This is a genomic window from Streptomyces sp. NPDC007896, from assembly GCF_042959425.1.
In the GTDB taxonomy this organism is placed as follows: Bacteria; Actinomycetota; Actinomycetes; order Streptomycetales; family Streptomycetaceae; genus Streptomyces.
This window is the reverse complement of sequence record NZ_JBIBKX010000011.1, coordinates 140,568-166,748: the sequence shown is the minus strand read 5'-3', so window position 1 is coordinate 166,748 and position 26,181 is coordinate 140,568. Positions and strand designations below refer to the sequence as shown.

Here is a 26,181-nt window from a genome sequence, read left to right as displayed (position 1 = left end):
GTCAGGTACATACAGTCAAGTCTCTCGGCTCACCACCGCTGCATGCGTCACTACGACGTCACAGGCTCGTAAGAGTGGCCGACGACAAGGATGACGGTCGGTGACGACCGATGACTGACAACGGACGGCCGAGGAGAGTGGTCAGGTGATGCAGGGGAGCACGCGGCAGGGGACGGCGGGGCCCGAAATCTGGCTCCGCGGGCCGGTCGCCGACACGGTGGAACCCACTCGGTGGCCCGAACCCGCGGGGGGCGAACCGGGCCACCTCGCCGTCGGCCCACGACGGTTCGCCTGGGTCGCGACGCACGGCGGGGCCGGCACCACCACGCTCGCCGCGGCCTTCGGCGGCCATGACGCCGGGCGGAACTGGCCCCGGCCCGACCAGGGAGAACCGGGGTCGGTGCTCCTCGTCGGGCGTACGCACGCGGCGGGACTGGACGCCGTCTCGCACACCCTGGACACCTTCCGCCGGGGCGAGGCGCCCCCGGGGCTCGACCTCGACGCCGTGGTGCTGGTCGCGGACGCGCCCGGACGGCTGCCCCGCCCACTCGCCCAGCGCGTCAAGGTGATCGATTCGATGATCGACGTGTATCAGGTGCCGTGGATCCCGGCGTGGCGCATCGGTGACCTCGCCTCGCCGCCGCCCCGCGAAACGGCCGCGCTGGCCCGCCTGACGGACGCCGCGCGTCGGCTCTGACCTCAGACAAGACGCCCGGCAGCCGACGGCAGGCATCCCTCATCCCGTATCGCAGCATGGACGTCTCATGCGCATGCATATATTGTGCACGCATGCAGTCGCGGTCGTGCTGTTCCACGACCCGTCGCACACGCACCCTGGGGGACCCATGAGCCGACATTTCCTGTTCCTGCTGGGCAGCAGCCGCCCCGACGGCAACACCGAGCTGCTGGCCCGCCGGGCCGCCGAACAGTTGCCCGCGGATGTCGAGCAGCGCTGGCTGAGCCTCGCCGAGCACCCGCTGCCCGACTTCGTGGACCTGCGGCGCGACAGCGACCACGTACACCCGGCCGCCGGGAGCAACCCGGCGCTGCTGCTCGACGCCACCCTGGCGGCCACCGACATCGTGATCGCCTCGCCGCTGTACTGGTACTCGGTCTCCGGCCTCACCAAGCGCTACCTGGACTACTGGTCGGGCTGGCTGCGTACCCCCGGCGTCGACTTCAAGGCCAGGATGGCGGGGCGCACCCTCTGGGGCGTCACCGCGCTGGCGCACGAGGAGGAAGAGGTCGCCGACCCGCTGATCGGCACTCTCGACCACTCGGCCGCGTACCTGGGCATGCGGTTCGGCGGGGTCCTGCTCGGCAACGGCAGCAAGCCCGGTGACGTACTGAAGGACACGGCCGCGCTGGCGCGTGCGAAGACGTTCTTCGCACGGGAGGCACCGCTCGCCCGCTACCCCTACGAGACGCACGACACCGACGAGGGGCACGAAAGGCGCGAAAGGCGCGAGACCCAGGGTGTGGCAGCCGCGCGCTAGCGGCTACGCGGTGATGTCCTTCGCCGTGAACCGCGCCCACGCCGCCGAGCCGAACACCGCCGCGTACAGGCCCTGGAGTCCGAGATTGCGGACCAGGTCGTCCCAGTACACCGGGTCGCGCATGAGGTCGGCGAAGGACAGCCAGTAGTGGGAGAAGAAGTACGGCTGGAGGGCGTGGAGCTGGGGGATCTGGTCCAGGATCTGGATGGTGATGAGAAGGCCGACCGTCGTCGCCATCGCCGCGATGCCGCTGTTGGTCAGCGTCGAGACGAACAGGCCGAGGGCCGCGACGCCGATCAGTGACGCGGCGACGACCAGCGCGATGAGGAACGCCCGCCCGAGCCCCTCGGTGAAGCTGATCCTGGTCCCGGAAATCGTCGTCAGCTCGCCCAGGGGAAAGAGCAGCGCGCCGACCGTGAGCGCCGAGAGCGCCACCACCAGGGTCGCGACCAGGCAGAACGTCATGGTGGTCGCGTACTTGGTGAGCAGCAGGCGGCTGCGGCCGGCGGGCGCGACCAGCAGGTAGCGCAGCGTCCCCGCGTTCGCCTCGCCCGCGATCGCGTCGCCCGCGATGACGCCGATGGCCATCGGCAGGAAGAAGGGGAGGGTCGCGGCGAGCGCCGTGAACACCAGGAACAGGCCGTTGTTGGTGATCTGCGAGATGAACGCCGGTCCTTCGCCGCCACCACCGCCCCCCGTCGAGCCGTCGCGGGTCTCGATCTTGATCGCGATGCCGATGAGGATCGGCACGGCCGCGAGCACGGCGAGCAGCGCGATGGTCCGCCAGCGCCGGAAGGTGGTGAGGAGTTCGCTGCGGAAGAGTCCGAAGGTCCACAGGGGACTCGGTTTCCGTACCGCCGTGTCCTGGACGCGTATTGCCTCGGCCTCGGCTTCAGCCTCGCCCTCGGTCTCAGCCCGCGACATCGAACCCCTCCCCCGTCAGCGCCACGAACGCGTCCTCCAGTGAGGCCCGTTCGACGCCGAAGCCACGGACGCGGACGCCCGCCGTGACCAACGCGGCGTTCAGTTCGGCGAGTTCGCGGTCCGGAGGTTCGGCGGTCACGCCCGTCTCCGTCACGACGAGATCCGCGATTCCCTGTTCCTTCAGTACGCGCGCCGCGTCCCCGGGGTCCGGGGTGGTCACGACCAGCCGCCCTCGTGCCCCCGCCGCGAGCTCCGCCACCGGGCCCTGGGTGATCAGCCGCCCCTGTGCCATCACTGCGGCGTGCGTGCACACCTGCTCGATCTCGTCGAGCAGGTGTGAGGAGAGGAAGACGGTCGTGCCGTCCGAGGCCAGCTCCCGCACGAGGGAACGGATCTCGCGCATGCCCTGCGGGTCGAGGCCGTTGGTCGGCTCGTCCAGGACGAGCAGGCGGCGGGGCTGGAGCAGCGCGGCCGCGAGCCCGAGCCGCTGCTTCATGCCGAGCGAGTACGCCTTCGCCTTCTTGCCCGCGGCCGCGGTGAGTCCGACCCGGTCGAGGGCGGCCGCGACGCGGGTACGCCGGGTGCGCGGGTCGGCGGTCGGGTCGGCGGCGTCGTACCGGAGGAGGTTGTCACGGCCGGAGAGGAAGCCGTACAGCGCGGGGCCCTCGATGAGGGCGCCCACGTGCGGGAGCACGGCGCGGGTGGCGCGGGGCATGGGCTGCCCCAGCACACGCGCCGTGCCCGAGGTCGGCTCGATCAGGCCCATCAGCATGCGGATGGTGGTGGTCTTGCCCGAGCCGTTGGGTCCGAGGAAGCCGAAGACGCTGCCCGCCGGGACGGTCAGATCGAGACCGTCCACGGCGAGCTGTCCGCCGCGGAAGCGCTTGGTGAGCGCGCGGGTGGCGATCACCGTACCCTCGGCGGACGCGGTGGCGGTGCCTGCCACAGGCGGGTCCGTACCCTCGGCGGACCGCTCCTCCATGGGCTCCCTCGTTTCGGCTTCATCCGTACCCTGGTCGGTTCCGTCCGTCGGTTCCGTCCGTACGGTGCTCAGTGGGCCGCGTTGGCCGCCTTCACCAACGCGTCCTTGGTGACCGCACCGGCGTACACCTTGCCATCGTCCGTGATCAGCGCGTTGACCAGGCGGGTCGAGAAGACCGTGCCCGAGCCGAACTTGCCCTTGACGTGGTCACCGAGGGAGTTCAGGAACCCGGAGAAGTTGCCGCCCTGGGACGACGAGCCGGAGGGCATGCCCTGGCCGCCCGTGTCGAACTCCGCGATGGTGCTCCAGCCCTTGCCGATGGTCTTCAGACCGTCGAGCCCCTTGCCGAGGTCACCGCGGGTCGGACCGGACTCCGGGGCCTTGGAGTCCTTGGAGTCCTTGCCCTCGGTGACCTTCGCACCCTTCGGCGGGGTGAAGTCGAAGGTCGAGGCGGCCGGCTTGGCGAAGGCGACCTGGGTGAAACCGGCGTCCACCACGGCCGCGCCGCCGCTCTTCGGGACCAGCGTGAACTTCAGCGGCACCCCGGTCTTCGCGTCCACCGCGACGGTGATCGCGCCGACCGTGGAGCCGGACTGCTTCGGCTTGATGAGCAGCTTGTAGGCGTCACGGCCCGCGACCTGCGCCGTGCCGTCGACCGTCACGGAGGTCGTGTCGTCGACCGACTTCAGGGCCTCGTCGGCGAGCTCCTTGGGCGTCGTCGGGACGTCCTTCGGCGCCTTCTCCCGGCCCTTTTCGGCTGCGGGGGCCGTCGAGTGGTACACCTCGTTCGACTTGCTGTCGTACGCCCATACGTCGCTGCCGTTGTGGATGACGCTGTACTCGGCGGCGTTTTCCAGGACGGAGACCTTGGCCTTGTCCGGGCCGTCGGCCGCGACGCGCACCGTGTGCGTGCCGGAGGCCAGCTCCATGAGCTTGGACTGCGGGTCGGCGGAGGAGCCGCCGGATCCCTTGGTGGCGCCGGACAGCATGCCGCTCTCCAGGCCGCCCAGGCTGGGCAGTCCGAGATCGGTGCTGACCTTGACCGTGCCGGACAGCTGCTGGACGTCCGACTTGGCGATCTTCTCGATGAGCTGCTCTGCGGTGATCTTCGGCAGGCTGGGGTCGCCGGAGTCGGCGAGCGCCGGGACGAGCCCGATGGTCGCGGCCGCCACCCCCACCACTGCGACCGGAACGACGTAACGAGCAGCCTTGCGCCGACCGGCGCGGACGTCGTCGGCCTCGTCGGGCAGCCCTTCCGCCCCGGCGGTCCTGTCGGATTCGTACGGTGCCATGTGTGCCTTACCTCCGTCGTCGGCGGCGGCCTACCGTCCTCACTTCTCCACCCCTATAGCCGCCATTCTCACCCGAACCGGTGAGGAGTGGTGTTCTCAATCTGACCAAATCGGCCGACGAGAAGCGTCAGACCCCGGACTCAACTCCACGTAGTCCTGCGGTATGACGTGAGGAGGCGGTGGCTCCCCCGACCCGTAGGGGTTGGGGAAACCACCGCATGAGCCTCACTGCGCCTCGGTACCCGTCAGCGCCGCACGAGGCCCGTGTCCGTCACAGCGCCGCACGAGGCCCGTGTCCGTCACAGCGCCGCACGAGGCCCGTGTCCGTCAGCGCTGCACGAACACGTAGTCCGCCCGGTAGGGCACGCCCACGATCGTGCCCGGCGAGCAGGAGCCGGCCGGGGCGACGCCGCCCACGGTGTTGAGCCGCAGGATCTCCTGCGTGTCGGCCAGCAGACCGCGGTGCTTGCCGGACTGGGTGGCCTTGAGGTCCAGCTCGGCGATGTTCTTGTCGCCGTTCGGAGTCTTGGAGATCACCGCTCCGGTGACCGCGCTACGGTCGGGCGCGACCCACTGCGGCGTACCGGAGTTGGGCTTCACGAACGTGTGCACGATGTCGCCACCGAGCAGCGCGGCGACGTCACGCTGCGCGAAGGCGTAGCCACCACCCTCGGCGGGCTTGCACTCGTAGATCTGCTTGCCCTTGACCACGGACGCCTGGAAGTTGTCGAGGGAGTCACGGAAGTCGAAGGAGCCGGTGACCTTGTGGAGCTGGCCGCGGACAGCTCCGCCCGGGAACTCGGCGGTGTGCAGATTGGCGTAGAACGCACCCGGGTCGTTCTTCAGCCGCTCCAGCAGGGCGGCGTCCTTCACCTTCACGGTGCCGACCACGTGGTGGCCCTTGATCGTGCCGAGCAGCTTGGTGAAGTCGATCTTGACGCCGCCGTTGGTGCCCTTGGCGCCCTGGTGGATGTGGAGCATGGTCGGCCTGCCGGTGCCGCGCCAGGTCACGGCGACGGACACCTTGTCCCCCTTGACCTTGATGAACTCCAGTGCCGCGCCGTCCTTGTCGCCGACGGCGGGGCCGCCCTTGACGGGTACCTCGTTGGCTCCGCGGAGGCTGGTGGCGAGGATGGTGCCGCCGCTGCCGCCGACGACTCCGCTCTGCGCGACGATGGTCTGGTCGCCATGCGCCGAGTGGCTCATGCCGCCGTGGTCACTGTGGTGGCTGCCGCCGGCGGCGACCGCCGGGATGACGGCGGCGGCCACACCGGCCGCGGCTGCCACCGCGACACCGGCCAGGACCAGGCCCCTGCGACGCATGTCCGACATGGCATTGAACGTGGCGTTCGATTCCATGATTCTTTTTTCTCCCCGTAATGCAGCCGACGCCCCCTGCGTCAGCTTCTGTACGGGAGTACGGACCGATTCCTACCCTGGACTCAATCCAACAACGTGACGTGCATCACATCGGGGAGGGTGTACGTCGACACCGGGGAGGGCGTACGCCAGTGGCGCGCTCCGGGCGCCTATCCGGCCCGGTGCACCACCGCGTCCACCAGTTCCACGAGCGCGGCCTTCGCATCGCACTCGGGGAGCGGAACGAGCGCGGCGCGGGCCTCCTCGGCGTACCGCACGGTGTCACGGCGGGCCTGTTCCAGCGCGGGATGCGCCCGCAGCAGGGCCAGCGCCTGCGCGTGCCGGTCGTCGTCCGTGAGGTCGGAGTCGAGCAGCTCGCACAGCGCGATGTCCTCGGCGAGACCGAGCCGCTCCGCCCGCTCACGCAGCCGCAGCACCGGCAGCGTGGCGATGCCCTCGCGCAGGTCCGTCCCCGGCGTCTTCCCGGACTCGTGCGAGTCGGAGGCGATGTCGAGCACGTCGTCCGCGAGCTGGAAGGCGACGCCCAGCCGCTCCCCGTACTGCGTCAGCACGTCCACGACCGTCTCGTCGGCGCCCGACATCATCGCGCCGAACCGGCACGCCACGGCGACCAGCGAGCCCGTCTTGCCGCTGAGCACGTCGAGGTAGTGGTCGACCGGGTCGCGCCCGTCGCGGGGCCCCGCCGTCTCCAGGATCTGTCCGGTGACGAGCCGCTCGAACGCCTCGGCCTGGATGCGGACGGCCTCGGGCCCGAGGTCGGCCAGGGTGTGCGACGCGCGCGCGAAGAGGAAGTCGCCGGTGAGCACGGCGACCGAGTTGCCCCAGCGGGTGTTCGCGCTGGGCACGCCGCGCCGCGCGTCGGCCTCGTCCATCACGTCGTCGTGGTACAGGGTGGCGAGATGGGTCAGTTCGACGACCACGGCCGAGGGCACGACACCCGGCGCGTAGGGGTCACCGAACTGCGCGGCGAGCATCACGAGCAGCGGACGGAACCGCTTCCCGCCGGCGCGCAGCAGGTGCTGCGCGGCCTCTGTGATGAAGGGGACCTCGCTCTTGGTGACTTCGAGCAAGCCCTCCTCCACAGCCGTCAATCCGGCCTGGACATCGGCTTCGAGAGCCTGGTCCCGCACGCTCAGCCCGAACGGCCCGACGACGGTCACGAGAGGTTCTCCTGTCTGCTGACGATCACATGGCGAACTCGGTCGATCATTCGGTCGATGACACGGTTTGTCGATGTGTCGCTGCCATCACTCAAGTCAGCGTATCCGGTCACGTTTCGATCACCACGAGCGCCCACCGTCCCCACTGCCGACTTCCTCCCGACTTCCCTCTCCCCCGCCACCCGATGTCCCCCGAGCGGCAGACAGTCCCACACTCGGGCGATACGGGATCACGGGCGGTATGTTCTTGATCAGTCGATTCGGCCGGATATCAGACGTATCGGCTGATAGGACGGGTTGAGAGCCGACCGCCGAGGACGACCGGGGCACCGAGGACGACCGCAGGGCACTGAGGACGCAGAGGACACCGAGGACACAGAGGACACCGTGATGAGCATGCACATCCGTACGTCCTCTCGCACGAGACGACTCACGAGGATCTGTGGATCCCTCTCCCGGACGGCACCCGCTTGCACGCACGCGTGTGGCGCCCGCTGACCGACGCGCCCGTCCCCGCGCTCCTCGAATATCTCCCGGACCGGCTCACCGACCGGACCGCGCCACGCGACTGGCAGCGCCACCCCTGGTACGCGGGCCACGGCTACGCCTCCGTCCGGGTGGATGCCCGCGGTTACGGCAATTCGGAGGGCGTGCCGGCGGACCCGTACGGGGAGGGCGAGCGGGCCGACGGGGTGGAAGTGATCCACTGGCTGGCGGACCAGCCCTGGTGCAGCGGCGCGGTGGGCATGTTCGGCGTCTCCCGGGGCGGCTTCACCTCCCTCCGGATCGCGGCCCTCGCGCCCGAACCGCTCAAGGCGATCGTCACGGTCTGCTCGACCGACGACCCCTATGACAACGACGGGCACCGCATGGGAGGTTCCGTCCTCGCCGTCGAGACGCACGCCCGGGCGGCCATGGCGCTCGCCGACGTCGCCCGTCCGCCGGATCCGGCACACGTGGGCCAGGTGATGTGGCGCGACATGTGGGTGAAGCGCCTGGACACGGTGGAGCCGTTCATCCATACGTGGCTGTCCCACCCGACCCGGGACGCGTACTGGCGCCACGCCGGTGTGCGCGAGGACGGGGGATACGGAGGGATCCGGGCCGCCGTGCTCGCGGTGGGCGGCTGGCACGACCCGTACCGCGACACGGTGCTGCGGCTGGTCGAGAGCCTTCCCGCCGACCGCGTGCGCGGCCTGATCGGCCCTTGGTGCCACCAGTACCCGGACCGGGGCCTGCCGCCGGGCCCGGCGATCGGCTTCCTCCAGGAGACGCTGAGGTGGTGGGACCACTGGCTCAGGCCGACCGACACGAGCGTCCCAGGGCCCGAGCCCGACGTGATCGGTCATCCCGACCTCTACGTGATCGGCAATCCCGACCTCGGCGCGATCAACAATCCCAGCCCCGACGGGACCGCAGATCGGGGCTCCGACGCGACCGCCTACCCGGACTCCGGCACGACCCCCGATCCGAACCCCGGCACGACCGCCCACCCGAACCCCGACACGACCGCCGAACCGAACCCCGACACGACCGCCCACCCGAACCCCGGCGTGAACAACCGTGACGTGATGGCGCAGCCCCTCCTGCGCTCCTACGTCATGGCCGCGCACCTCCCGGCGACGACGTACCCGTCTCTCCCCGGCCGCTGGGTGGGCGACACCGCCTGGCCCTCACCTTCCGTGACCCCGATCGCGTACGCGCTGTGGGGCGCGCCGGTGCTGGTGCGCTCCCCTCAGCACACGGGCGTGGACGCGGGCCGTTTCCGTCCCGTCGGGAACGACGCGGACCTGCCGCCGAACCAGCGGGAGGAGGACGCGAGATCGGCCTGCTTCGAGTTCGAGGTCCCGGGGGAGACCTGGGTCCTGGGGCGCCCGAGGGTCCGCCTCCGTCTGACGTCCCACTCCCCCTGGGGCCAGGTGATCGCCCGGGTGTGCGACGTCGCTGTCGACGGTTCCTCGACGCTGGTGACCCGGGGTGCTCTGAACCTGTCAGCGCGCTACGGCTCCGACCAGGCGGTCTCCTGGAAACCGGGCTCTACGGAGGACGTGGTTTTCGACCTGACCGCCATCGGCTACGCGTTCCCGCCCGGCCACCGCATCCGGCTCTCCCTCTCCTCCGCCTACTGGCCGTGGATCTGGCCCCAGCCGGGCTCGGCGGTGGGGTTCACCCTGGACCCGGCGGCCAGTTCCCTCGAACTTCCGGTGCGAGCGCGGGAGTCGGACCCGGGGATCACCTTCGAGGAGCCGGAGCAGTCCGAACCCCTGGGAGTGACGTCACCGGCCACCCTTGACGAGCCCCGCCCCGAACGCCTGGTCTCCCGTGACGTGGCGAGGGGCGAGTGGCGCCTGGAGGTCGACCCTCGCCGGGACGGCACCCGTGTCCACCCGGACGGCCTCGAATGCACGGAGGACGCCCTGGACACGTACACCATCGACGAGTCGGACCCGCTCTCCGCCCGCACCCGCTCGACGAGGTCGATCCGTCTGCACCGCCCGGAACTGCCCTGGGACGCCCGGGTCGAGACACGCTCCGAACTCAGCTGCGACGCCCGGGAGTTCATCACCTCGAACGAGCTGATCTGCAAGGACGGCAACGAGGTGGTCTTCCATCGGACGTGGGAGAGGAGAATCCCCCGGACGGCGGACTGGAGTCCCGGCGGCGGCATGGGCAACCCGGAGGAGCATGGCGCGGACCGGTGAGTTCCTGATGGCCCTGGACGAGGGGATGCTCGCGTACTTCCGCGAGATGGCCGACGCGATGGTCTCGCGCTTCGGGATTCCCCGGGCCGAGGCGGTGGCGAGGATCAACAGGGCTTACGTGGGGCAGGAGTTCGACCCCTACCCGGACCTGATGTGCCACGAACTCCCCGAATACTGGGCCCACGGCCTCTACTTCAAGCCCAACGCCGGCCGGCTCCCCGACGACGACCCCGACACGGACCTGTCCGTGTGGAAGGTGCGCCCGGCTCCGCCCGCGGCCTCACCGGCCTGGACACTCGAAGCCTGATGTCCGATTTGCCGCCAGTGCCGCTTTATTTCTGCTTGGTCGCGTGAGTTGGGTCACGCCCATGCGGGGCGGGCTCTTTATCCCCTCTTGACGACTCCCCCTTTGCATAAGGCAAGTTGAGTGTCACGTTCCGGATTAATCGGGCATTTTCTCCCCCCTATTTCGCAGGTGAAAGCGATCTACACCGGGAAATGAGGGCTTGTTCCGGACATGTGCTCTCGCATACGTTCACGTCGATCCGGACGGACCGCCCAATCCTGCCGCCGACCGGAATATCCCAGCCACCCACACACGCACGGCAGGAGCGGGGGACCCAGGTAAGCCGCCGATCCGGACACCGGAACGGCTAGGGGTGAAGTCGCACACACCGTGCGGCCGGGCAGCTCCCGCCCGAACCCGACAGCTCACCTCGCAGGCACCGGAGAGGAATTCGCCATGTCCGCACGAGGCAAACGCCGCAGCTTCAAGACCCACAGCATCCTCACTCGGGGCATCCTCGCCGCGGGACTGGGCGGAGTCACGCTCGCCCTTCCGATCGTGGGCGCGACCTGCGCACAGGCCGCCACCCCCACCGCCGCCACCACCACCGACGTCCAGCTCATCACGTACAAGGTGGTCGCGGGCGACACCCTGCCCAAGATCGCGCAGAAGTACCCCACGAGCGGTGGCGCGGCGAAGCTGTACGTCGCCAACCGCGCGGTCATAGGCCCCGACCCGTCGACGCTCCGCCCGGGCCTCACCCTGACCGTGGGCACCAAAAGGGTCCAAACCCCCACCAAGGCGACCCCGGCGCCCACCGCCACCAAGGCCTCCGCGAAGACGTACGCGAACAACCTCGACGGATGGATCAAGCACTCGCTGGACATCATGGCCCGCGCCAAGATCCCCGGCACCTACAACGGCATCCACCGCAACGTCATGCGCGAGTCCTCCGGGAACCCCCTGGCCATCAACAACTGGGACTCCAACGCCAAGGCCGGTATCCCCTCCAAGGGGCTCCTCCAGGTCATCGACCCGACGTTCAAGGCCTACCACGTGCCCGGCACGTCGATGAACCCCTACGACCCGGTCGCGAACATCACGGCGGCCTGCAACTACGCGGCGGCGAAGTACGGCTCGATCGACAACGTCAACGGCCCCTACTGATAGGACTGGTGGGGTTGGTTGGGCCGGTAGGGCTGGTACGACTGCCGGAGTTGATGGGGCTGATGGGGTCGAGGAGACTCGGACGGCTGCAGGGGCCCACGGGGCTCTCCGGATTCCCGGGACCGATCCGTCCGGCTCGGGAACAACCGCTCCAGTACCACCGCGATCCCGTCGTCCTCGTTCGACAGCGTCACCTCGTCGGCCACCGCCTTCAGCTCCGGATGGGCGTTGGCCATGGCGACCCCCCGGGCGGCCCAGTCGAACATGGGGATGTCGTTGGGCATGTCACCGAAGGCGATGGTGGCGGCGGGAGTGAGACCGAGGTGGGCGGCGGCGAGCGCCAGACCGGTCGCCTTGGTCACGCCGCATGGCTGGAGTTCGACGGTCCCTGGCCCCGACATGGTGACGGTGGCCAGCGAGCCCACCACACCCCGGGCCGCCGATGCCAACTCGTCGTCGGACAGCGACGGGTGACGGAGCAGCACCTTGCTGATCGGCTCCGTCCACAGGTCGTCGCGGCGGTGTACCCGTACCGCCGGAAGCGTCGGATGCGGCATCACGTACCCCGGCTCGATGAGCGTCAGCCCGTCCACGCCGTCCTGGTCCACCGCGGCGTAGAGCAGCCCGACCTCCGCCTCGATCTTGCCGAGCGCGGTCTCCGCGAGTTCTCTGTCCAGGGTCACCGACCACAGCAGGCGGTCCGCCGCCGCGTCGTACAACTGCGCCCCCTGCCCGCACACCGCCAGCCCCGCGCCGCCGAGTTCGTCGAGCAGCGGTCGAACTCTCGGCGCCGGGCGCCCCGTCACGACCAGGTGCCGGGCACCCGCCTCGGCCACCCTCGCCAACACGGCCCGGGACCGGTCGGAGAGGGTGTCGTCGCCGCGGAGCAGCGTTCCGTCCAGGTCAGTGGCGATAAGTGAATATGCAGTCGGAGCGGCCATGATCCGAAGAATACGGATCGAACGACTCATCGGCCCGGCGTGAACCGGACGACGTCCGGTATCCCGTCAGCAACGCCGTTCACCGTACGGGGCGTACCGGGCGTACAGAGTGCACTTCTGCCCTGCCCACCGAAGCGGGCGGTACGAAAACACTCCGAGCGGAATGTCACTCCAGAGGATGACGCGGCTGCGGTGACTGTGGCTGCCTGAGCCCAACACGAGCTCCGGCGAGGCTGGTTGGGCCCAGCCCGGGGGCGTGGCTCACAAGCCGCCGCCCCCTCGACCGTACGGACCCCGGCCACCTCACCCGTGCGCGCCCGCCAAGTGCTTGGCCAGCCGCGGCGAAGCGAACTCCGTACCGCACACGAACCGCATCACCGGCCCGTAGGAAGCCGCCGCCGGCAACCCCGTGAAGTACAGCCCGGGCACCGAGGAGCGGTACCCCGCACCGAGCTTGGGAGTGCCGCGGCTCACCTCGAGCGCCGTACGCAACTCGTGTCCCAGGAAGTCCATCGCGGCGATGTCGACGCGATAGCCGGTCGCCGCGATGACATGGTCGGCGGAAACCTCCTCGGTCCGGCCGCCCAGGGTCCGCACGGAGAGGACCGGACGCCCGTCCGAGACGTCGGCGCGAACGATCCCGGAGACCTCGCTGACCTCGACCTTGCCCTCGAAGCGGTCGCGCAGCCACCACGCGCCGAGCGGGCCGAGGACTCGGCGGACCAGGTAGTGCCGGGTCTCGGCGGGCAGATAGCGGTAGGGGTGCGGGTAGTAGCTGAGCGCCCACAGGGACCAGGCACGTCCGAAGGGCGACTCGGGGCGCAGCTTCGGCTGCTTCCAGGGCGGCGCGCCGAAGGCGACCCTGCCCCGTCCCCGGGACACCACCCGCACCTGCGCGCCCGCCTCCGCCGCGAGCGCCGCCGTCTCCAGCGCGGACTGGCCCGCGCCGACGACGATCAGCTCCTTGCCGGAGAACCGGGTGAGGTCGTGGTGCTGGGAGCTGTGTGAGACGGGGCCGGTGGGTGTGGGTCCGTCCGCCGCCGCGCCGCCGAGTTCGGGCGGCAGATGGGCGAGTCCGTACAGTCCCGTGGCCACGACGACCGCCCGCGCCGTGAACGACTCCCCCGAGTCCAGCTTGAGTTCGAAGCCCTCGCCGCCCCGGCGGTCGACGGACACGACCCGCACCCGCTCCAGCTCGGGCACCAGCTTCTGCTGGAACCACTCGCCGTACGCGATGAACGTCTCGACCGGAATGATGTCCTCGTCCGTGACGAGCCGACGGATCCCCGCCGCGTCGCAGTAGTCGGCGATCGTGTGGCCGGGCTGCGGGGCGTCGAGGCTGGACGCGACCGGAGTCGACTTGAGAAGCATCCCCTCGGGCATGTGGTCACGCCAGCTCACCATGGGCTCGCCGAACACGCGCACCGGGATACCGCGCGCCCGCAGATGGGCGGCGGTGGACAGGCCGAACGGGCCGGCACCGATGACTGCTACCGGATGAATCACGAAGTCCCTCCCCAGGACGTACTTTCGTCACTTCGTGGTCGTACTGGTGCTGTTGCCGCGGCGGTTGGTCCGCCACAGCTGATACAGATGCCTCGCGCCCGGCCGCACGAGGCGCGCGAGCATCGTGAAGAACGGCCGCAGGTCGTCACCCGCGAGCCAGGCCAGCTCCGTACCGCTCGCGCGAGCCGGCGCGTGCGGGGTCGTGTAGCCGCTGCGCCGGTAGGCGAGCAGGGCCGGCAGGTCGATGTTCTCCACGATGTACCGGTGACCGGCCCGCTGTTCACCTTCGGGAACGGTGCGCCCGGTCAGGTCGAGATGCATGGCACGGACGACGTCGATCCCCGACTCGTTCTCGAAGAGCCGGAACTGCGCGCCCATCCGGGGGTTGAAGTCGAGGAGTTTGTACTGCCCGTCGCGCCGGTCGAAGCGCAGGTCGAGGTCGATGACGCCGCTGAAGCCGATCTGTTTGATGAAACGCGCGGCGAGGTCCGCGAGTTCCGGATTGTCGACGACATACGCGTTCGCCGTCATTCCCGCGTGCGGCGGCCAGGAGCGGACCTTCACGCCCGTGAACATCGCGAGCGGCGTCGAGTCCGCGTCGAAGTACGCGTGCACGATCCAGTCCTCCGCCTCCTCCCTGGGCAGGTACTCCTGGAGGATCACGCCAGGCTGATCACCCCAGTCCCGAGCGAGTGACAGAAGCCCCTCCCGGGTCGCGATCCTCGTCGTCCCGTTCACGGCCGGCCGGCTGCGGCGTACGAACGCCTCGCGGTTCTTGGCCACGATCGGAAACCGGGCACTCTCGGCGAACGCCACGATCTCCTCGTACGACTGCGGAAAGGCCGCCGCCGGACTGGGGATGCCGTGTTCCACACAGAGTTCGTGTAGGCCCTGCTTGCTGGCGAGGCGCCGGGGCAGTTTGGCGTCCACCCGAGGGAAGAGGAACCGCTCCCCCAGCTCCTCCTGGTGCTCGGCGATCAGGACGGCCGCCTCCTCGTCCGTCGGGACGAGCACCGTCGGCCGCCCGATGCGGGCCCCGATCCGCAGCAGCCCCTCGACGAGACGCTCCGGCTCCTCCGTCCCCGTCGTCGGCCAGACGAAGGCACGGCGCAGATAGCGCGAGGCCGCGGCAGGCGTGTAACGGTCCTCGGTGATCGCATACATCGGTATGCCGAGGCGGCCCAGACTTCGGATGGCGCCCACACCGCCGTGGTGCAGCGGATAGTCACCAAACTTCACGATCAGGCCCGGAACGTTCCGGTCGGCGTCGACCGGTACTCCGCTGACGCTCCTGGCCACGGGTCCCCCCACGTGTCCCCCCTACGGACCGGACCCACCCCGTCCGTGTCCCCAAAGGACGCTAAGCCGGAACTACCGCGTCCGACAAGGCCTATTCGGACATTGCGAACTCTTTAGGCACTGTCGAGGCAACTCTTCGGGTACCGCCGCTGCGACTCAGGACAACTCACGGCGACTCACGGCAACTCTCTGGGCACTGCCACAGCACGTCACTCCCCCGTAACCTGTGCCGCGACCACCCGGAACACGTGAAACACCCACACGTGCACCGCGCGGATCACACGGCCAAGACAGATCACACGGATCACACAGCGCGCACGACCACGAAAGCGAGGCACCACCCGATGCCCCCCTTCGACGTCCCCGAGGGCGATCCCTTCGGCCCGCACAACCTCCCCTACGGCGTCTTCTCCCGGGCCGGAGCGTCCGAGCGGAGCGTCGGCGTCCGGCTCGGCGACCACGTCCTCGACGCGGGAGCGACCGCCCGGGCACTCGGCTCCCCGTACGCCGAACTGCTCGCGCAGCCCACCCTGAACCCGCTGCTCGCCGCCGGCCGCACGGCCTGGTCCGACGTACGCCGCGCACTCACCGCCTGGGTGACGGTCCCGGCCCACCGGGAGACCATCGCGCCCCTCCTGCACCCCCTCTCCGAGGTGACCCTGCACCTCCCCTTCGAGGTCGCGGACTACGTCGACTTCTACGCCTCCGAGAACCACGCCCGGAACGTCGGCCAGATCTTCCGCCCCGACGCCACCGACTCCCTCACCCCCAACTGGAAGCACCTGCCGATCGGTTACCACGGCCGCTCCGGCACGGTCGTGGTGTCGGGCACGGAGGTGGTCCGCCCCTCGGGCCAGCGCAAGGCCCCTTCCGACACCGCCCCCGTCTTCGGCCCCTCCGTCCGGCTCGACATCGAGGCGGAGGTCGGCTTCGTGGTCGGCGCACCCTCGACCAGGGGCACGCCTGTCCCTCTCTCCTCCTTCCGCGACCACGTCTTCGGCCTCTGCCTCCTCAACGACTGGTCGGCGCGCGACATCCAGGCCTGGGAGTACGTCCCTCTCGGCCCCTTCCTCGGCAAGTCCTTCGCCACCTCGGTGTCGGCCTGGATCACGCCGCTCGACGCGCTGGACGACGCACGGGTCGCGCCCCCGGCCCGCACGCACCCCCTCCTCCCCTACCTGGACGACTCCGAGGACGAGCCCGGCGGCTACGACCTCCGTATCTCCGTCGCCGTCAACGGCCACGTCGTCTCCGAACCCCCCTTCTCCACCATGTACTGGACGGCTGCCCAGCAACTGGCCCACATGACGGTCAACGGAGCCTCCCTGCGCACCGGCGACCTGTACGGCTCGGGAACGGTCAGCGGCCCCTCCGAGCACGAGCGCGGCTCCCTCCTGGAACTCACCTGGAACGGCCGCGACACCCTCGACCTCCCCGACGGCAAGCGGGCCTTCCTGGAGGACGGCGACGAGGTCACCCTGACGGCCTGGGCCCCGGGCCCCGGTGGCACGCGAGTGGGGCTGGGCGAGGTGACGGGCCGCATCACCCCGGCACCCGACCCTTCCTGACTCCGGCCCGGGATGGTCCGGGGGCGCAAGCCCCGTCGGGATGCGGGGGCGAAGCCGCGCGGTGGTCCCCCGGGGGAGGCGAGTCCCCACCCTGCGGTAGTCCCCCAGGGAGGGGAGTCCCCGGGGGAGCGAACGAGGTCGAGGGGGCGGCGCCCCTGGGATGGGACGGGTAGGGGCGGCGGGGGCGAAAACCCCTACCCCGCCTGTCCCACGCCCCCGCACCCACAAGACACCCCCGCCCCACACCGCGCCCCCACGGGTGGCAGATCTCCCCTCCTCCCGACCAAAACCGCAGGCCAACCCCCGGCCCTCACCATCGACAGGTGGCGCAATACTCCAGCAACACCACCACCCGCACGCCGTCGGTATGGTCCGTCGCATGCCCACCGAACGCATCCGAGAGCACGCCGGCCCCGGCGCGACCACCGTCGCCGCCCACCGGCGCCGGCTGCGCGCGGACCGGGCGAGGCAACTCGCCGACCTGCTCCGCCACCAGGTGCTGACCGGCAGCTTCCCGGACGGCGCCCTTCCGCACGAAGCCGCCCTCGGCACCGACTACCGCGCCTCGCGCAACACCGTCCGCCAGGCCCTCGACCTGCTCCGCGCGGAAGGCCTGGTGGAACGCCTTCCCGGCGTCGGCACCGTCGTCGTCGCCCAGAAGTACCCGCACGGACTCGACCGGCTGATGGGGCTCGCGGAGACCCTGCGCGAACACGGCCAGGTCACCAACGAGGTCCGCACGGTCGGCCCCGTGGCCGCGCCCACCCCCGTGGCCGACCGCCTCCGTATCGCCCCCGGCGCCGACGTCCTCTACATCGAACGACTCCGCCGCCTCGACGGACTCCCCCTCTCCCTCGACCTCACCTACATCCCGCTCGACCTGGGCACCGCCCTGCTCGGCGCCGACCTGGAGAACACCGATGTCTTCCGCCTCCTGGAAGCCATCGCAGGCCAGCCGCTGGGGCACGCCGAGATCACCCTGGAGGCGGTCAACTCCGACGCACACTCGGCGGCCGTCCTGCAAGCGCCCCGCGGTACGGCCGTCCTCATGCTGGAGCGGCTCACTCACCTCGCCGACGGCCGCCCCGTGGACCTGGAGTTCATCCGCTTCCGCGGCGATCGCATCACGATGAGCGGCCAGCTCCGCCGCACGCTCTGACGCCTCTCTTCACCACATCACCGTCACCCCCTTCCTCACCGCGCCCCTCGCCACCGCGCCCCTCCACCCCTTCATCGTTTCGAAGGACCCTTCCGGTTCATCCCACGCACGACTTTTCTGGAGACAGCCATGCCCTTGGCGCCCCAGCGGGCCGACGTGCCCGTGACCATCGACGAGTCGAAGTGCATCGACGGCTGCACGCTCTGCGTGGACATGTGCCCGCTGGACTCCCTCGCCATCGACGAGAGCAACGGCAAGGCGTACATGCACGTCGACGAGTGCTGGTACTGCGGCCCCTGCGCGGCCCGCTGCCCCACCGGGGCCGTCACGGTCAACATGCCCTACCTCCTCCGGTGAGAGGACCGAACTCCCATGAAACTCAAGGCATTCGCCGCCCTCGCCACGGCCGCCCTCGTCCTTCCTCTCACTGCCTGCGGCAGCGGCGCGACGACCGGCGCCGGCTCCACGGTCACCATCACGGTCGGCTACCAGTCCAAGACCATCAACACCGTCACCGCGGGAACCCTGCTTCGTTCCCTCGGCTCCTTCGAGAAGGAGTTGAACTCCCTGAGGGACGGCACCACGTACAAGGTGAACTGGCAGGACTACGCGACCGGCGCCCCGATCACCGCCCAGATGACCGCCGGTAAGATCGACATCGGTTCGATGGGCGACTTCCCGCTGCTGATCAACGCGGCCCGCGGCAAACTGCTCGGCCGCCCCACCCGCCTCGTCTCCGTCACCGGCTACAACCTCCGAGGCGGCCTCAACACCATCGTCACGGCACCGGACTCGAAGCTCGCCACCCTCGACGACCTGCGCGGCAAGAAGGTGTCGACCAGCATCGGTTCGGCGGCCGACGGCACCCTCGTACGAGCCCTGCAGCGCGCCGGAATCGACCCGGACAAGGGCATCCAGAAGCTCAACCAGCAGCCCGCGGTGGGCGCTTCGGCCCTCGCCGCGGGCAGCACCGACGCGCTCTCGCAGTTCGTCGCCTGGCCCGGCCTGCTCGCCTTCCAGGGCAAGGCGAAGGCCCTGTACGACGGCGCCGCACTCGATCTGCCGACCTTCCACGGCGTCACCGCCCGCGAGGACTTCGCGAAGAAGCGCCCGGCCGTCCTGGAGGCCTTCCTCAAGGCCCAGGCGGAGGCGACGACCTACCTGCGCGACCACCCACTGGCCGCCGCCCAGAAGGTCGCGAAGGCGACCGACCTGCCCGCCGAGGTCGTCTACCTCTACAACGGCGCTCACGGCATCGCCACCTTCGACCCGGCCCTCAAGCCCCAGCTGATCTCCGCGCTGAAGAAGGACGTCTCCGTCCTGAAGTCGGCGAAGCTCGTAGGAGACGTCGACGTGGACGCCTTCGTCGACGACCAGTACGTCAGGCGCGCCCTCGGCCCGACCACGTACGCCGATCAGCTCGCCGCGTCACCTCCGCCGGTCGCGAGCGAGGTGTGGCCCAAGGGCGCCTCCTCGACCCGTGCCTTCGCCTCCCCCTCCTCTCTTCTCCACTACGTGTCATCCCATCGCGACACCGTCCGCGCCACGTACGTCCCCGACGCCACGACCGGCACTCTGTGGTTCGCCGACCGGGCGGTGTGGGTGGCCGACGGCAGCGACCTGCGCCCCTTCGTCACGGCGGCGACCGCGCAGGCATACATCGCCGGCCACCAGGGCGCGCACACGATCTCGTACGCCTCCGCGCTGGAGCGGGCGTCATGACCCGGTATCTCGTCAGGGCCGCGTCGCTCGCCGCGGCCCTGACCACCTGGCAGCTGCTGACCAGCCTGAACGTCGACCTCTGGCTGCGCTTCTCGCAGTTCCCCACCGTCGCCGACGTGGCCCGTGCCTTCGGTGACCGCCTCGGCGGCCACGACTACTGGACGGACCTCACCGACAGCCTCACCCGGATCCTCACCGGCTTCCTGCTGGCGGCCGTCCTAGGGGTGACCACGGGCGTGCTCGTGGCCCGCTCGCGCCTCGCCGAGGACCTGCTCGGCCCGCTGGTGGAAGTGGTCAGGCCGATCCCCGCGATCGCGCTCGTCCCGGTGGCGATCCTCCTCTTCCCCGACAACGAACAGGGCATCGTCTTCATCACGTGCGCCGCCGCCTTCTTCCCGGTCCTGGTCTCCACCCGGCACGCGGTTCGTGCCCTGGCCCCCGTGTGGGAGGAGGCGGTACGCACCATGGGCGGCGGCCGATGGCGGATCCTCGGCTCGGTCGTCCTGCCCGGCGCCCTCCCCGGGATCTTCGGCGGTCTCTCGGTCGGCATCGGCGTCTCGTGGATCTGTGTGATCTCCGCCGAGATGATCTCCGGCCAGTACGGCGTCGGCTACCGCACCTGGCAGGACTACACCGTCGTCGACTACCCCGGTGTCTTCGTCGGCATGGTCACGATCGGTGTGCTGGGCTGGGTCACCTCCACGGCCGTCGAGCGCGTGGGGCGGTGGCTCACCCGGTGGCTGCCACGCACCGAGTACGTCGCCGGGGCGCGCCCGCGCAAGGCCCTGGCCCCGGTCTCGTCCGTCCCGGAGCCTGTCCGCGAGGAGGGGGTGCGCGATGAGCACCTCGTCTGAGACCGGGACGCCCGTCGCCGCGCGCGGCACCCGGCTGTCCCTCACACGCGCCTCGCTCGGCCGCCCCGGCGCGCCCGTCCTCGAAGGCGTCGACCTGGACATCACCCCCGGCGAGATCCTCACCGTCGTAGGCCCCTCCGGCTGCGGCAAGTCGACCCTTCTGCGCACCCTCGCCGGGCTGCTGCCCGCACTCGCCGGAACCGTCGCCCAGGACGGTCGCCCCCTGGCGGGCCCCGGTGGCGACCGGGCGCTCGTCTTCCAGGAGGACGCCCTTCTTCCCTGGCGCACCCTGCGCGCCAACGTGGAACTCCCGCTGGCCATCAAGGGCTCGTCCCGCACCGAGCGGCACGCGCAGGCCTCGGCCTGGCTCGCCCGCGTCAAACTCGCCGACCGCGAAAGGCAGTTGCCGCACCGCGTCTCCGGCGGCCAGCGCCAGCGCGTCCAGCTCGCCCGCGCCCTCGCCGGAGCACCCCGCGCCGTCCTCATGGACGAACCCTTCGGCGCCCTCGACGCCCAGACCCGCGCCGGCATGCAGGACCTCCTCGTCGAAGTACTGCACGGCACCGGAGCGACCGTCGTCTTCGTCACCCACGACGTGGACGAGGCGCTGTTCCTGGGCGACCGGGTCGCGCTCCTCGGCTCCGGACACCCGGCCGACGACGGCGATCCCGGCAGCCCCGGCCGGCTTCTCTCCGTACGTGAAGTACCGCGCCCGCGTGAGCGATCCGCACTCGACGACCCGGCGCGGCTCACCCTGCGCGGCGAGATCCTCACGTCCCTCAGCACCTGAAAGGCACCCTCGTGGACACCCTCGTGGAGATCCCCGCGCTCGCGGACGCCGAAGAGCTGTCCTGCGACGTACTCGTCATCGGCGGCGGCACGGCCGGCACGATGGCGGCCCTCACCGCCGCCGAGCACGGGGCCGACGTCCTGCTCCTGGAGAAGGCCCACGTCCGCCACTCCGGCGCGCTCGCCATGGGCATGGACGGCGTCAACAACGCGGTCATCCCCGGCCGCGCCGAACCCGACGACTACGTCGCCGAGATCACCCGCGCCAACGACGGCATCGTCGACCAGACCACCGTCCGCCAGACCGCGACCCGCGGCTTCGCGATGGTGCGGCGCCTGGAGTCGTACGGCGTGAAGTTCGAGAAGGACGAGCACGGTGAGTACGCGGTCCGCCAGGTGCATCGCTCCGGCTCTTACGTGCTGCCGATGCCCGAGGGCAAGGACGTCAAGAAGGTCCTCTACCGGCAGTTGCGGCGCCGCGAGATGCGCGAGCGCATCCGCATCGAGAACCGGGTGATGCCGGTACGGGTCCTCACGGCGGAGGGGCGTGCGGTGGGTGCCGCGGGCTTCAACACCCGCACGGGGCGGTTCGTCTCCGTACGCGCCGGGGCCGTGATCCTCGCGACCGGCGCCTGCGGCCGCCTCGGTCTGCCCGCCTCCGGCTACCTCTACGGCACATACGAGAACCCCACCAACGCCGGTGACGGCTACTCCATGGCCTACCACGCCGGCGCCGAACTCACCGGCATCGAGTGCTTCCAGATCAACCCGCTGATCAAGGACTACAACGGTCCCGCCTGCGCCTACGTCGCCAACCCCTTCGGCGGCTACCAGGTCAACCGGCACGGCGAACGCTTCGTCGACTCCGACTACTGGTCGGGCCAGATGATGGCCGAGTTCGCCGCCGAGATCGCCTCGGACCGGGGCCCGGTGTACCTCAAGCTCAGCCACCTCCCCGAGGAGTCGATCAGCGCCCTCGAGTCCATTCTGCACACCACCGAACGCCCCACGCGCGGTACCTTCCACGCCGGTCGCGGCCACGACTACCGCACCCATGACATCGAGATGCACATCTCCGAGATCGGCCTGTGCGGCGGCCACTCCGCTTCGGGCGTACGGGTCGACGACCACGCCCGTACGACCGTGCCCCGCCTGTACGCCGCCGGGGACCTGGCCTGTGTCCCCCACAACTACATGATCGGCGCGTTCGTCTTCGGCGACCTCGCGGGAGCGGACGCCGCCCAGTACAAGCCCTACGAGGGCAAGTTGCCGCAGGATCAGCTGCGCGACGCGCACGAACTGGTCTACCGCCCGCTGCACCACCCGGACGGGCCCCCGCAGTCCCAGGTCGAGTACAAACTCCGCCGCTTCGTGAACGACTACGTGGCACCGCCGAAGTCCGGCGCCCGGCTCTCCCTCGCCCTGGAGGCGTTCGAGCGGATCCGCACGGACATCGCGGAGATGGGTGCCCGTACTCCGCACGAGCTGATGCGGTGCGCCGAAGTCACGTTCATCCGCGACTGCGCGGAGATGGCGGCCCGCGCCTCCCTGGCCCGCACGGAGTCCCGCTGGGGCCTGTACCACGACCGCACGGACCATCCCACGCGCGACGACGACTCCTGGTTCCACCACCTCGACCTGCACAAGTCCCCCTCCGGCTCCATGGAGTTCACGGCCCGTCCCGTGGCTCCCTATCTCGTCCCGGTTCCCGACTTCGCCCCGACGGGCGGCCCCTGCCGACACCTCGGCGAGGTCCACCCGGAGGCGGTCGCCACGGCGGGGGCACGGGACGCCGCGCCGGTGGCCTCGGCGCCCCCTTCCGTCACGGTCCCCGGCACCGATCCCGACGGCAGGGGACTCGACCACACCGGCGGCGGCACCTCGCCCCGCCTCCTCGCACTCCTCACCCTCACGGAACAGGAGCCCGAACTCAGCGCGCTGCTGCCCTACTTGGAAGACCCGTCCCCCGCTGTCCGACGCTCGGCCGTCGGCGTCCTCACCGAGACCGTGCCGCCCGGCACCGGTCCCGCCCTCGCCGCCGCACTCCGGGACCCGCACGGCGACGTACGGGCCACCGCCGCGGCCTCGCTGCGCGAGCTGGTGGAGACCCTGCCGGCCGAGCCGGACCTGCGCGAGGGCCTCGCCGCCGCCCTGACCGAGGACGATCCCGTCGTACGCGCCGCCGCCCTGGACGTCCTGCGCGCGCTGCGCCTGGGCGACGCGGAACTGTTCGCGAACGCCCTCGCCGATCCCGAAACCGCCGTCCGCGTCGAGGCCGTGCGCGCCCTGGTCTCCGTCGACGCCACGGAGCCCCTGAGCCGGGCGGCGGCCGACCCGTCCCGCGAGGTCCGCGTCACGGTGGCCAAGGCCCTCGCCAACGTGACCCCGGGAAAGCTCGTCGAGGACACCCTCGACCGGCTCACCACCGACCCGGACGCCCTGGCCCGGGCAGCGGCCTTCGCGACGCTGGCCGTCACCGGCTGCCCCGCGTCCCTGGCCGCGCGTGCCGTCGCCGCTCAGGCCGACCCCGCCTGGCAGGTGCGCTCCGGCGCCGCGACCGCGCTGTCCGCCGCGGAGGGCGGGGTCGCCGTCCCGGCGCTCGCCCGGGCTCTGGAAGACCCGAACGCCGACGTCCGCAAGGCGGCGGTCCTGGCCCTCGTACGGCACTCCTCGATCGACGAGGGCGCCCGCGTGGCCCTGGCCACGGCCACGGCGGACTCCGACGCGGACGTCAGGGCGTACGCGTCACGGGCCCTGTGACCACAGCGTCGGGCAGAGGGCCGGGGCGCCCTATATCCAGTCCTCCGGCTCGGGTTCCGCGTCCATCTCGGGCCAGTCCGGGTCCGGTGCCTCACTGGCCGCGGGAGCCGGTGCTGCTCCGGGGGCGCCGCCGCCCAGGGAGGCGAGCACTGCGACCACGCCCTCTCCGTACGTCGCCAGCTTCTTCTCGCCCACCCCGCTGATGCCGCCGAGGCCTTCGACCGAGGTCGGCCACACCGTGGCGATCTCCCGGAGCGTGGCGTCGTGGAAGATGACGTACGCCGGGACGCCCTGTTCCTTGGCCTGTTCGGCGCGCCAGGAGCGCAGGGCCTCGAAGGCGGGGACGAGCTCCTGGGGCAGGTCGGCCGCGGCTGCCTTGGCCTTGCGATCGCCCCGCGAGGACGAGGAGGACGAGCGGGAGACGGTGGGCTTCGGCGGCTCCTTGCGGAGCGGCACCTCGCGCTCGCGCCGCAGCACCGTCCCGCTCTCCTCGGTCAGCACCAGCGTCCCGTACTCGCCCTCGACCGCGAGCAGGCCCTGCGCCAGCAACTGCCTCACCACGCCGCGCCATTCGGACTCGGCGAGGTCCTCACCGATGCCGAACACGGACAGCTGGTCGTGATCGAACTGGATCACCTTGGCGGTGCGCCGCCCCAGCAGGATGTCGATGATCTGGCCGGCGCCGAACTTCTGCCCGCGCTCGCGCTGCAGCCGTACCACCGTGGACAGCAGCTTCTGTGCCACGACCGTGCCGTCCGAGGTCTCCGGCGGTGCGAGGCACGTGTCGCAGTTGCCACATGCCGGGGTGTGCGGGTCCTGGCCGAAGTAGGCGAGGAGCTGGGAGCGCCGGCACTGGACCGTCTCGCACAGGGCCAGCATCGAGTCCAGGTGGGCGGCGGCCCGGCGGCGGAACGCCTCGTCGCCCTCGGAACCCTGGATCATTTTGCGCTGCTGGACGACGTCCTGAAGCCCGTACGCCATCCATGCGGTGGACGGCAGTCCGTCACGGCCCGCGCGTCCCGTTTCCTGGTAGTAGCCCTCGACCGACTTGGGCAGGTCGAGGTGGGCGACGAACCGCACGTCCGGCTTGTCGATACCCATGCCGAAGGCGATGGTGGCGACCACGACCAGGCCCTCTTCGCGCAGGAAGCGCGACTGGTGGGTGGCGCGGGTGCCCGCGTCCAGACCCGCGTGGTACGGCACCGCCTCGACGCCGTTGCGGGAGAGGAACTCGGCCGTCTTCTCGACCGAGTTGCGCGAGAGGCAGTACACGATGCCCGCGTCACCCGCGTGCTCGTCTCGCAGGAAGGACAGCAGCTGCTTCTTGGGGTCGGCCTTCGGGACGATCCGGTACTGGATGTTGGGACGGTCGAAGCTCGCCTCGAAGTGGCGGGCGGTCGGCATGGCCAGGCGCTGGGTGATCTCCTTGTGCGTCGCGCGGGTGGCCGTGGCCGTCAGCGCGATACGCGGGACGTCCGGCCAGCGCTCGCCGAGCAGTGAGAGCGCCAGATAGTCGGGGCGGAAGTCGTGACCCCACTGGGCCACGCAGTGCGCCTCGTCGATCGCGAAGACGGAGATCTTCCCGCGTGACAGCAGGTCCAGCGTGGTCTCCAGGCGCAGCCGCTCCGGGGCCAGGTAGAGCACGTCGAGCTCCCCCGACAGGAACTCGGCCTCCACCACGCGCCGCTCGTCGAAGTCCTGCGTGGAGTTCATGAACCCGGCGCGCACGCCCAGCGCGCGCAGCGCGTCCACCTGATCCTGCATCAGCGCGATGAGGGGCGAGACCACGACTCCCGTACCCGGTCTGACCAGGGCCGGAATCTGGTAGCAGAGCGACTTGCCGCCACCCGTCGGCATCAGGACGACAGCGTCACCGCCCGCCACCACGTGCTCGATGATCGCTTCCTGCTCGCCGCGGAAGGCGTCGTACCCGAAGACCCGGTGGAGCGTGGCCAGTGCCTCGCTCTCTCCCAGCGTCCCCGTCGCGTCCGCTTCGGTCATCACACCCGTCCCGCCCATCGTCCTGTCCCCCGTACGTCGCGCCTCGACCACTGCGTCCACGATAGGGGTCCGCGCCGACAGCCCGAGAGTTATCCACAGGCTGCGACCGATCGGCTTCCCTACGCACTCGCGTCCCGCCGGTCTCACTCCCCTGCACGGCGCGCCCTGCGCGCGTTCAATCCGTTGGCCCCAC

Annotated in this window: 20 protein-coding genes, 1 pseudogene and 1 riboswitch; of the genes and pseudogenes, 12 read left to right on the top strand and 9 right to left on the bottom strand. The window is 70.6% G+C overall.

What is annotated here, in order from left to right:
- Window positions 1-148 precede the first annotated feature (148 nt).
- Both ACFZDJ_RS32205 and ACFZDJ_RS32200 read left to right on the top strand, forming a co-directional pair.
- Window positions 149-697 carry a DUF6668 family protein gene (locus ACFZDJ_RS32205; protein WP_391064068.1) on the top strand — a complete coding sequence of 183 codons (549 nt, stop codon included), beginning with the start codon at window positions 149-151 and terminating at the stop codon, window positions 695-697.
- A gap of 148 nt (window positions 698-845) precedes the next feature.
- Complete coding sequence (locus ACFZDJ_RS32200; RefSeq protein ID WP_391064065.1) at window positions 846-1,496, top strand: NAD(P)H-dependent oxidoreductase; 651 nt, start codon at window positions 846-848, stop codon at window positions 1,494-1,496.
- A gap of 3 nt (window positions 1,497-1,499) precedes the next feature.
- On the opposite strand, the gene ACFZDJ_RS32195 is transcribed toward ACFZDJ_RS32200, so the two are convergent.
- The 5 genes from ACFZDJ_RS32195 to ACFZDJ_RS32175 all read right to left on the bottom strand — a co-directional run bounded on the left by ACFZDJ_RS32195 (window position 1,500) and on the right by ACFZDJ_RS32175 (window position 7,234).
- A complete protein-coding gene (locus tag ACFZDJ_RS32195; protein ID WP_384907112.1) occupies window positions 1,500-2,420 on the bottom strand; it encodes an ABC transporter permease in 921 nt (306 codons plus the stop codon).
- Window positions 2,407-3,402 carry an ABC transporter ATP-binding protein gene (locus tag ACFZDJ_RS32190; RefSeq protein WP_385382128.1) on the bottom strand — a complete coding sequence of 332 codons (996 nt, stop codon included), beginning with the start codon at window positions 3,400-3,402 and terminating at the stop codon, window positions 2,407-2,409. The genes ACFZDJ_RS32195 and ACFZDJ_RS32190 overlap by 14 nt, the downstream gene beginning before the upstream one ends.
- A gap of 68 nt (window positions 3,403-3,470) precedes the next feature.
- Window positions 3,471-4,694 (bottom strand): DUF2092 domain-containing protein, encoded by a 1,224-nt coding sequence (locus tag ACFZDJ_RS32185; protein ID WP_391064061.1) that lies wholly within the window; start codon window positions 4,692-4,694, stop codon window positions 3,471-3,473.
- A 327-nt stretch (window positions 4,695-5,021) separates the two neighbouring features.
- On the bottom strand, window positions 5,022-6,053 hold the full coding sequence (locus ACFZDJ_RS32180; protein WP_391064059.1) for a CHRD domain-containing protein: 1,032 nt from the start codon (window positions 6,051-6,053) through the stop codon (window positions 5,022-5,024).
- Window positions 6,054-6,223: 170 nt separating this feature from the next.
- Window positions 6,224-7,234, bottom strand: a complete 1,011-nt coding sequence (locus tag ACFZDJ_RS32175) for a polyprenyl synthetase family protein (RefSeq protein ID WP_168510197.1) — start codon at window positions 7,232-7,234, stop codon at window positions 6,224-6,226.
- 470 nt (window positions 7,235-7,704) lie between these two features.
- On the opposite strand from ACFZDJ_RS32175, the gene ACFZDJ_RS32170 reads away from it, so the two are divergent.
- From ACFZDJ_RS32170 to ACFZDJ_RS32160, 3 genes are all read left to right on the top strand, one after another.
- A complete protein-coding gene (locus tag ACFZDJ_RS32170) occupies window positions 7,705-9,936 on the top strand; it encodes a CocE/NonD family hydrolase (RefSeq protein ID WP_391064056.1) in 2,232 nt (743 codons plus the stop codon).
- Window positions 9,920-10,243 (top strand): hypothetical protein, encoded by a 324-nt coding sequence (locus ACFZDJ_RS32165; protein WP_391064053.1) that lies wholly within the window; start codon window positions 9,920-9,922, stop codon window positions 10,241-10,243. Before ACFZDJ_RS32170 ends, ACFZDJ_RS32165 begins: the two co-directional genes overlap by 17 nt.
- 269 nt (window positions 10,244-10,512) lie before the next feature.
- A riboswitch (cyclic di-AMP (ydaO/yuaA leader) is annotated at window positions 10,513-10,674 on the top strand.
- 4 nt (window positions 10,675-10,678) lie between these two features.
- Complete coding sequence (locus ACFZDJ_RS32160) at window positions 10,679-11,389, top strand: transglycosylase SLT domain-containing protein (protein WP_390934908.1); 711 nt, start codon at window positions 10,679-10,681, stop codon at window positions 11,387-11,389.
- A gap of 137 nt (window positions 11,390-11,526) precedes the next feature.
- Here ACFZDJ_RS32160 and ACFZDJ_RS32155 read toward each other — a convergent pair.
- The 3 genes and pseudogenes from ACFZDJ_RS32155 to ACFZDJ_RS32145 form a co-directional block, all read right to left on the bottom strand.
- Window positions 11,527-12,330, bottom strand: a pseudogene (locus tag ACFZDJ_RS32155) (HAD family hydrolase); the annotation flags it as partial.
- Window positions 12,331-12,633: 303 nt separating this feature from the next.
- Complete coding sequence (locus ACFZDJ_RS32150; RefSeq protein WP_385370743.1) at window positions 12,634-13,836, bottom strand: FAD-dependent oxidoreductase; 1,203 nt, start codon at window positions 13,834-13,836, stop codon at window positions 12,634-12,636.
- A 27-nt stretch (window positions 13,837-13,863) separates the two neighbouring features.
- A complete protein-coding gene (locus tag ACFZDJ_RS32145) occupies window positions 13,864-15,135 on the bottom strand; it encodes an ATP-grasp domain-containing protein (protein ID WP_391064050.1) in 1,272 nt (423 codons plus the stop codon).
- A gap of 344 nt (window positions 15,136-15,479) precedes the next feature.
- Here ACFZDJ_RS32145 and fahA point away from each other — a divergent pair, with 344 nt between their 5' ends.
- The 7 genes from fahA to ACFZDJ_RS32110 all read left to right on the top strand — a co-directional run bounded on the left by fahA (window position 15,480) and on the right by ACFZDJ_RS32110 (window position 23,987).
- Window positions 15,480-16,703, top strand: a complete 1,224-nt coding sequence (fahA, locus tag ACFZDJ_RS32140; RefSeq protein ID WP_390934905.1) for a fumarylacetoacetase — start codon at window positions 15,480-15,482, stop codon at window positions 16,701-16,703.
- A gap of 379 nt (window positions 16,704-17,082) precedes the next feature.
- Window positions 17,083-17,862: a UTRA domain-containing protein gene (locus ACFZDJ_RS32135; protein WP_391064048.1), complete on the top strand. Its 780-nt coding sequence runs from the start codon at window positions 17,083-17,085 to the stop codon at window positions 17,860-17,862.
- A 129-nt stretch (window positions 17,863-17,991) separates the two neighbouring features.
- Window positions 17,992-18,219 carry a ferredoxin family protein gene (locus tag ACFZDJ_RS32130; protein WP_010986276.1) on the top strand — a complete coding sequence of 76 codons (228 nt, stop codon included), beginning with the start codon at window positions 17,992-17,994 and terminating at the stop codon, window positions 18,217-18,219.
- A 15-nt stretch (window positions 18,220-18,234) separates the two neighbouring features.
- Window positions 18,235-19,584: an ABC transporter substrate-binding protein gene (locus ACFZDJ_RS32125; RefSeq protein ID WP_391064045.1), complete on the top strand. Its 1,350-nt coding sequence runs from the start codon at window positions 18,235-18,237 to the stop codon at window positions 19,582-19,584.
- Window positions 19,581-20,438 carry an ABC transporter permease subunit gene (locus ACFZDJ_RS32120; protein WP_391064042.1) on the top strand — a complete coding sequence of 286 codons (858 nt, stop codon included), beginning with the start codon at window positions 19,581-19,583 and terminating at the stop codon, window positions 20,436-20,438. The genes ACFZDJ_RS32125 and ACFZDJ_RS32120 overlap by 4 nt, the downstream gene beginning before the upstream one ends.
- A complete protein-coding gene (locus ACFZDJ_RS32115) occupies window positions 20,422-21,228 on the top strand; it encodes an ATP-binding cassette domain-containing protein (RefSeq protein ID WP_391064040.1) in 807 nt (268 codons plus the stop codon). Before ACFZDJ_RS32120 ends, ACFZDJ_RS32115 begins: the two co-directional genes overlap by 17 nt.
- An 11-nt stretch (window positions 21,229-21,239) precedes the next feature.
- Window positions 21,240-23,987 carry a fumarate reductase/succinate dehydrogenase flavoprotein subunit gene (locus ACFZDJ_RS32110; RefSeq protein ID WP_391064037.1) on the top strand — a complete coding sequence of 916 codons (2,748 nt, stop codon included), beginning with the start codon at window positions 21,240-21,242 and terminating at the stop codon, window positions 23,985-23,987.
- 30 nt (window positions 23,988-24,017) lie between these two features.
- Here the strand turns inward: ACFZDJ_RS32110 and recQ are convergent, their stop codons facing one another.
- Window positions 24,018-26,006 carry a DNA helicase RecQ gene (gene recQ, locus ACFZDJ_RS32105; RefSeq protein ID WP_391064344.1) on the bottom strand — a complete coding sequence of 663 codons (1,989 nt, stop codon included), beginning with the start codon at window positions 26,004-26,006 and terminating at the stop codon, window positions 24,018-24,020.
- Window positions 26,007-26,181: the final 175 nt, after the last annotated feature.

Coding starts and splice junctions, on each gene's coding strand:
- ACFZDJ_RS32205 (WP_391064068.1), top strand. CDS start 149: ATGCAGGGGAGCACGCGGCAGGGGACGGCGGGGCCCGAAATCTGGCTC.
- ACFZDJ_RS32125 (WP_391064045.1), top strand. CDS start 18,235: ATGAAACTCAAGGCATTCGCCGCCCTCGCCACGGCCGCCCTCGTCCTT.
- ACFZDJ_RS32115 (WP_391064040.1), top strand. CDS start 20,422: ATGAGCACCTCGTCTGAGACCGGGACGCCCGTCGCCGCGCGCGGCACC.
- ACFZDJ_RS32120 (WP_391064042.1), top strand. CDS start 19,581: ATGACCCGGTATCTCGTCAGGGCCGCGTCGCTCGCCGCGGCCCTGACC.
- recQ (WP_391064344.1), bottom strand. CDS start 26,006: ATGGGCGGGACGGGTGTGATGACCGAAGCGGACGCGACGGGGACGCTG.
- fahA (WP_390934905.1), top strand. CDS start 15,480: ATGCCCCCCTTCGACGTCCCCGAGGGCGATCCCTTCGGCCCGCACAAC.
- ACFZDJ_RS32160 (WP_390934908.1), top strand. CDS start 10,679: ATGTCCGCACGAGGCAAACGCCGCAGCTTCAAGACCCACAGCATCCTC.
- ACFZDJ_RS32200 (WP_391064065.1), top strand. CDS start 846: ATGAGCCGACATTTCCTGTTCCTGCTGGGCAGCAGCCGCCCCGACGGC.
- ACFZDJ_RS32165 (WP_391064053.1), top strand. CDS start 9,920: ATGGCGCGGACCGGTGAGTTCCTGATGGCCCTGGACGAGGGGATGCTC.
- ACFZDJ_RS32180 (WP_391064059.1), bottom strand. CDS start 6,053: ATGGAATCGAACGCCACGTTCAATGCCATGTCGGACATGCGTCGCAGG.
- ACFZDJ_RS32185 (WP_391064061.1), bottom strand. CDS start 4,694: ATGGCACCGTACGAATCCGACAGGACCGCCGGGGCGGAAGGGCTGCCC.
- ACFZDJ_RS32190 (WP_385382128.1), bottom strand. CDS start 3,402: ATGGAGGAGCGGTCCGCCGAGGGTACGGACCCGCCTGTGGCAGGCACC.
- ACFZDJ_RS32195 (WP_384907112.1), bottom strand. CDS start 2,420: ATGTCGCGGGCTGAGACCGAGGGCGAGGCTGAAGCCGAGGCCGAGGCA.
- ACFZDJ_RS32135 (WP_391064048.1), top strand. CDS start 17,083: ATGCCCACCGAACGCATCCGAGAGCACGCCGGCCCCGGCGCGACCACC.
- ACFZDJ_RS32130 (WP_010986276.1), top strand. CDS start 17,992: ATGCCCTTGGCGCCCCAGCGGGCCGACGTGCCCGTGACCATCGACGAG.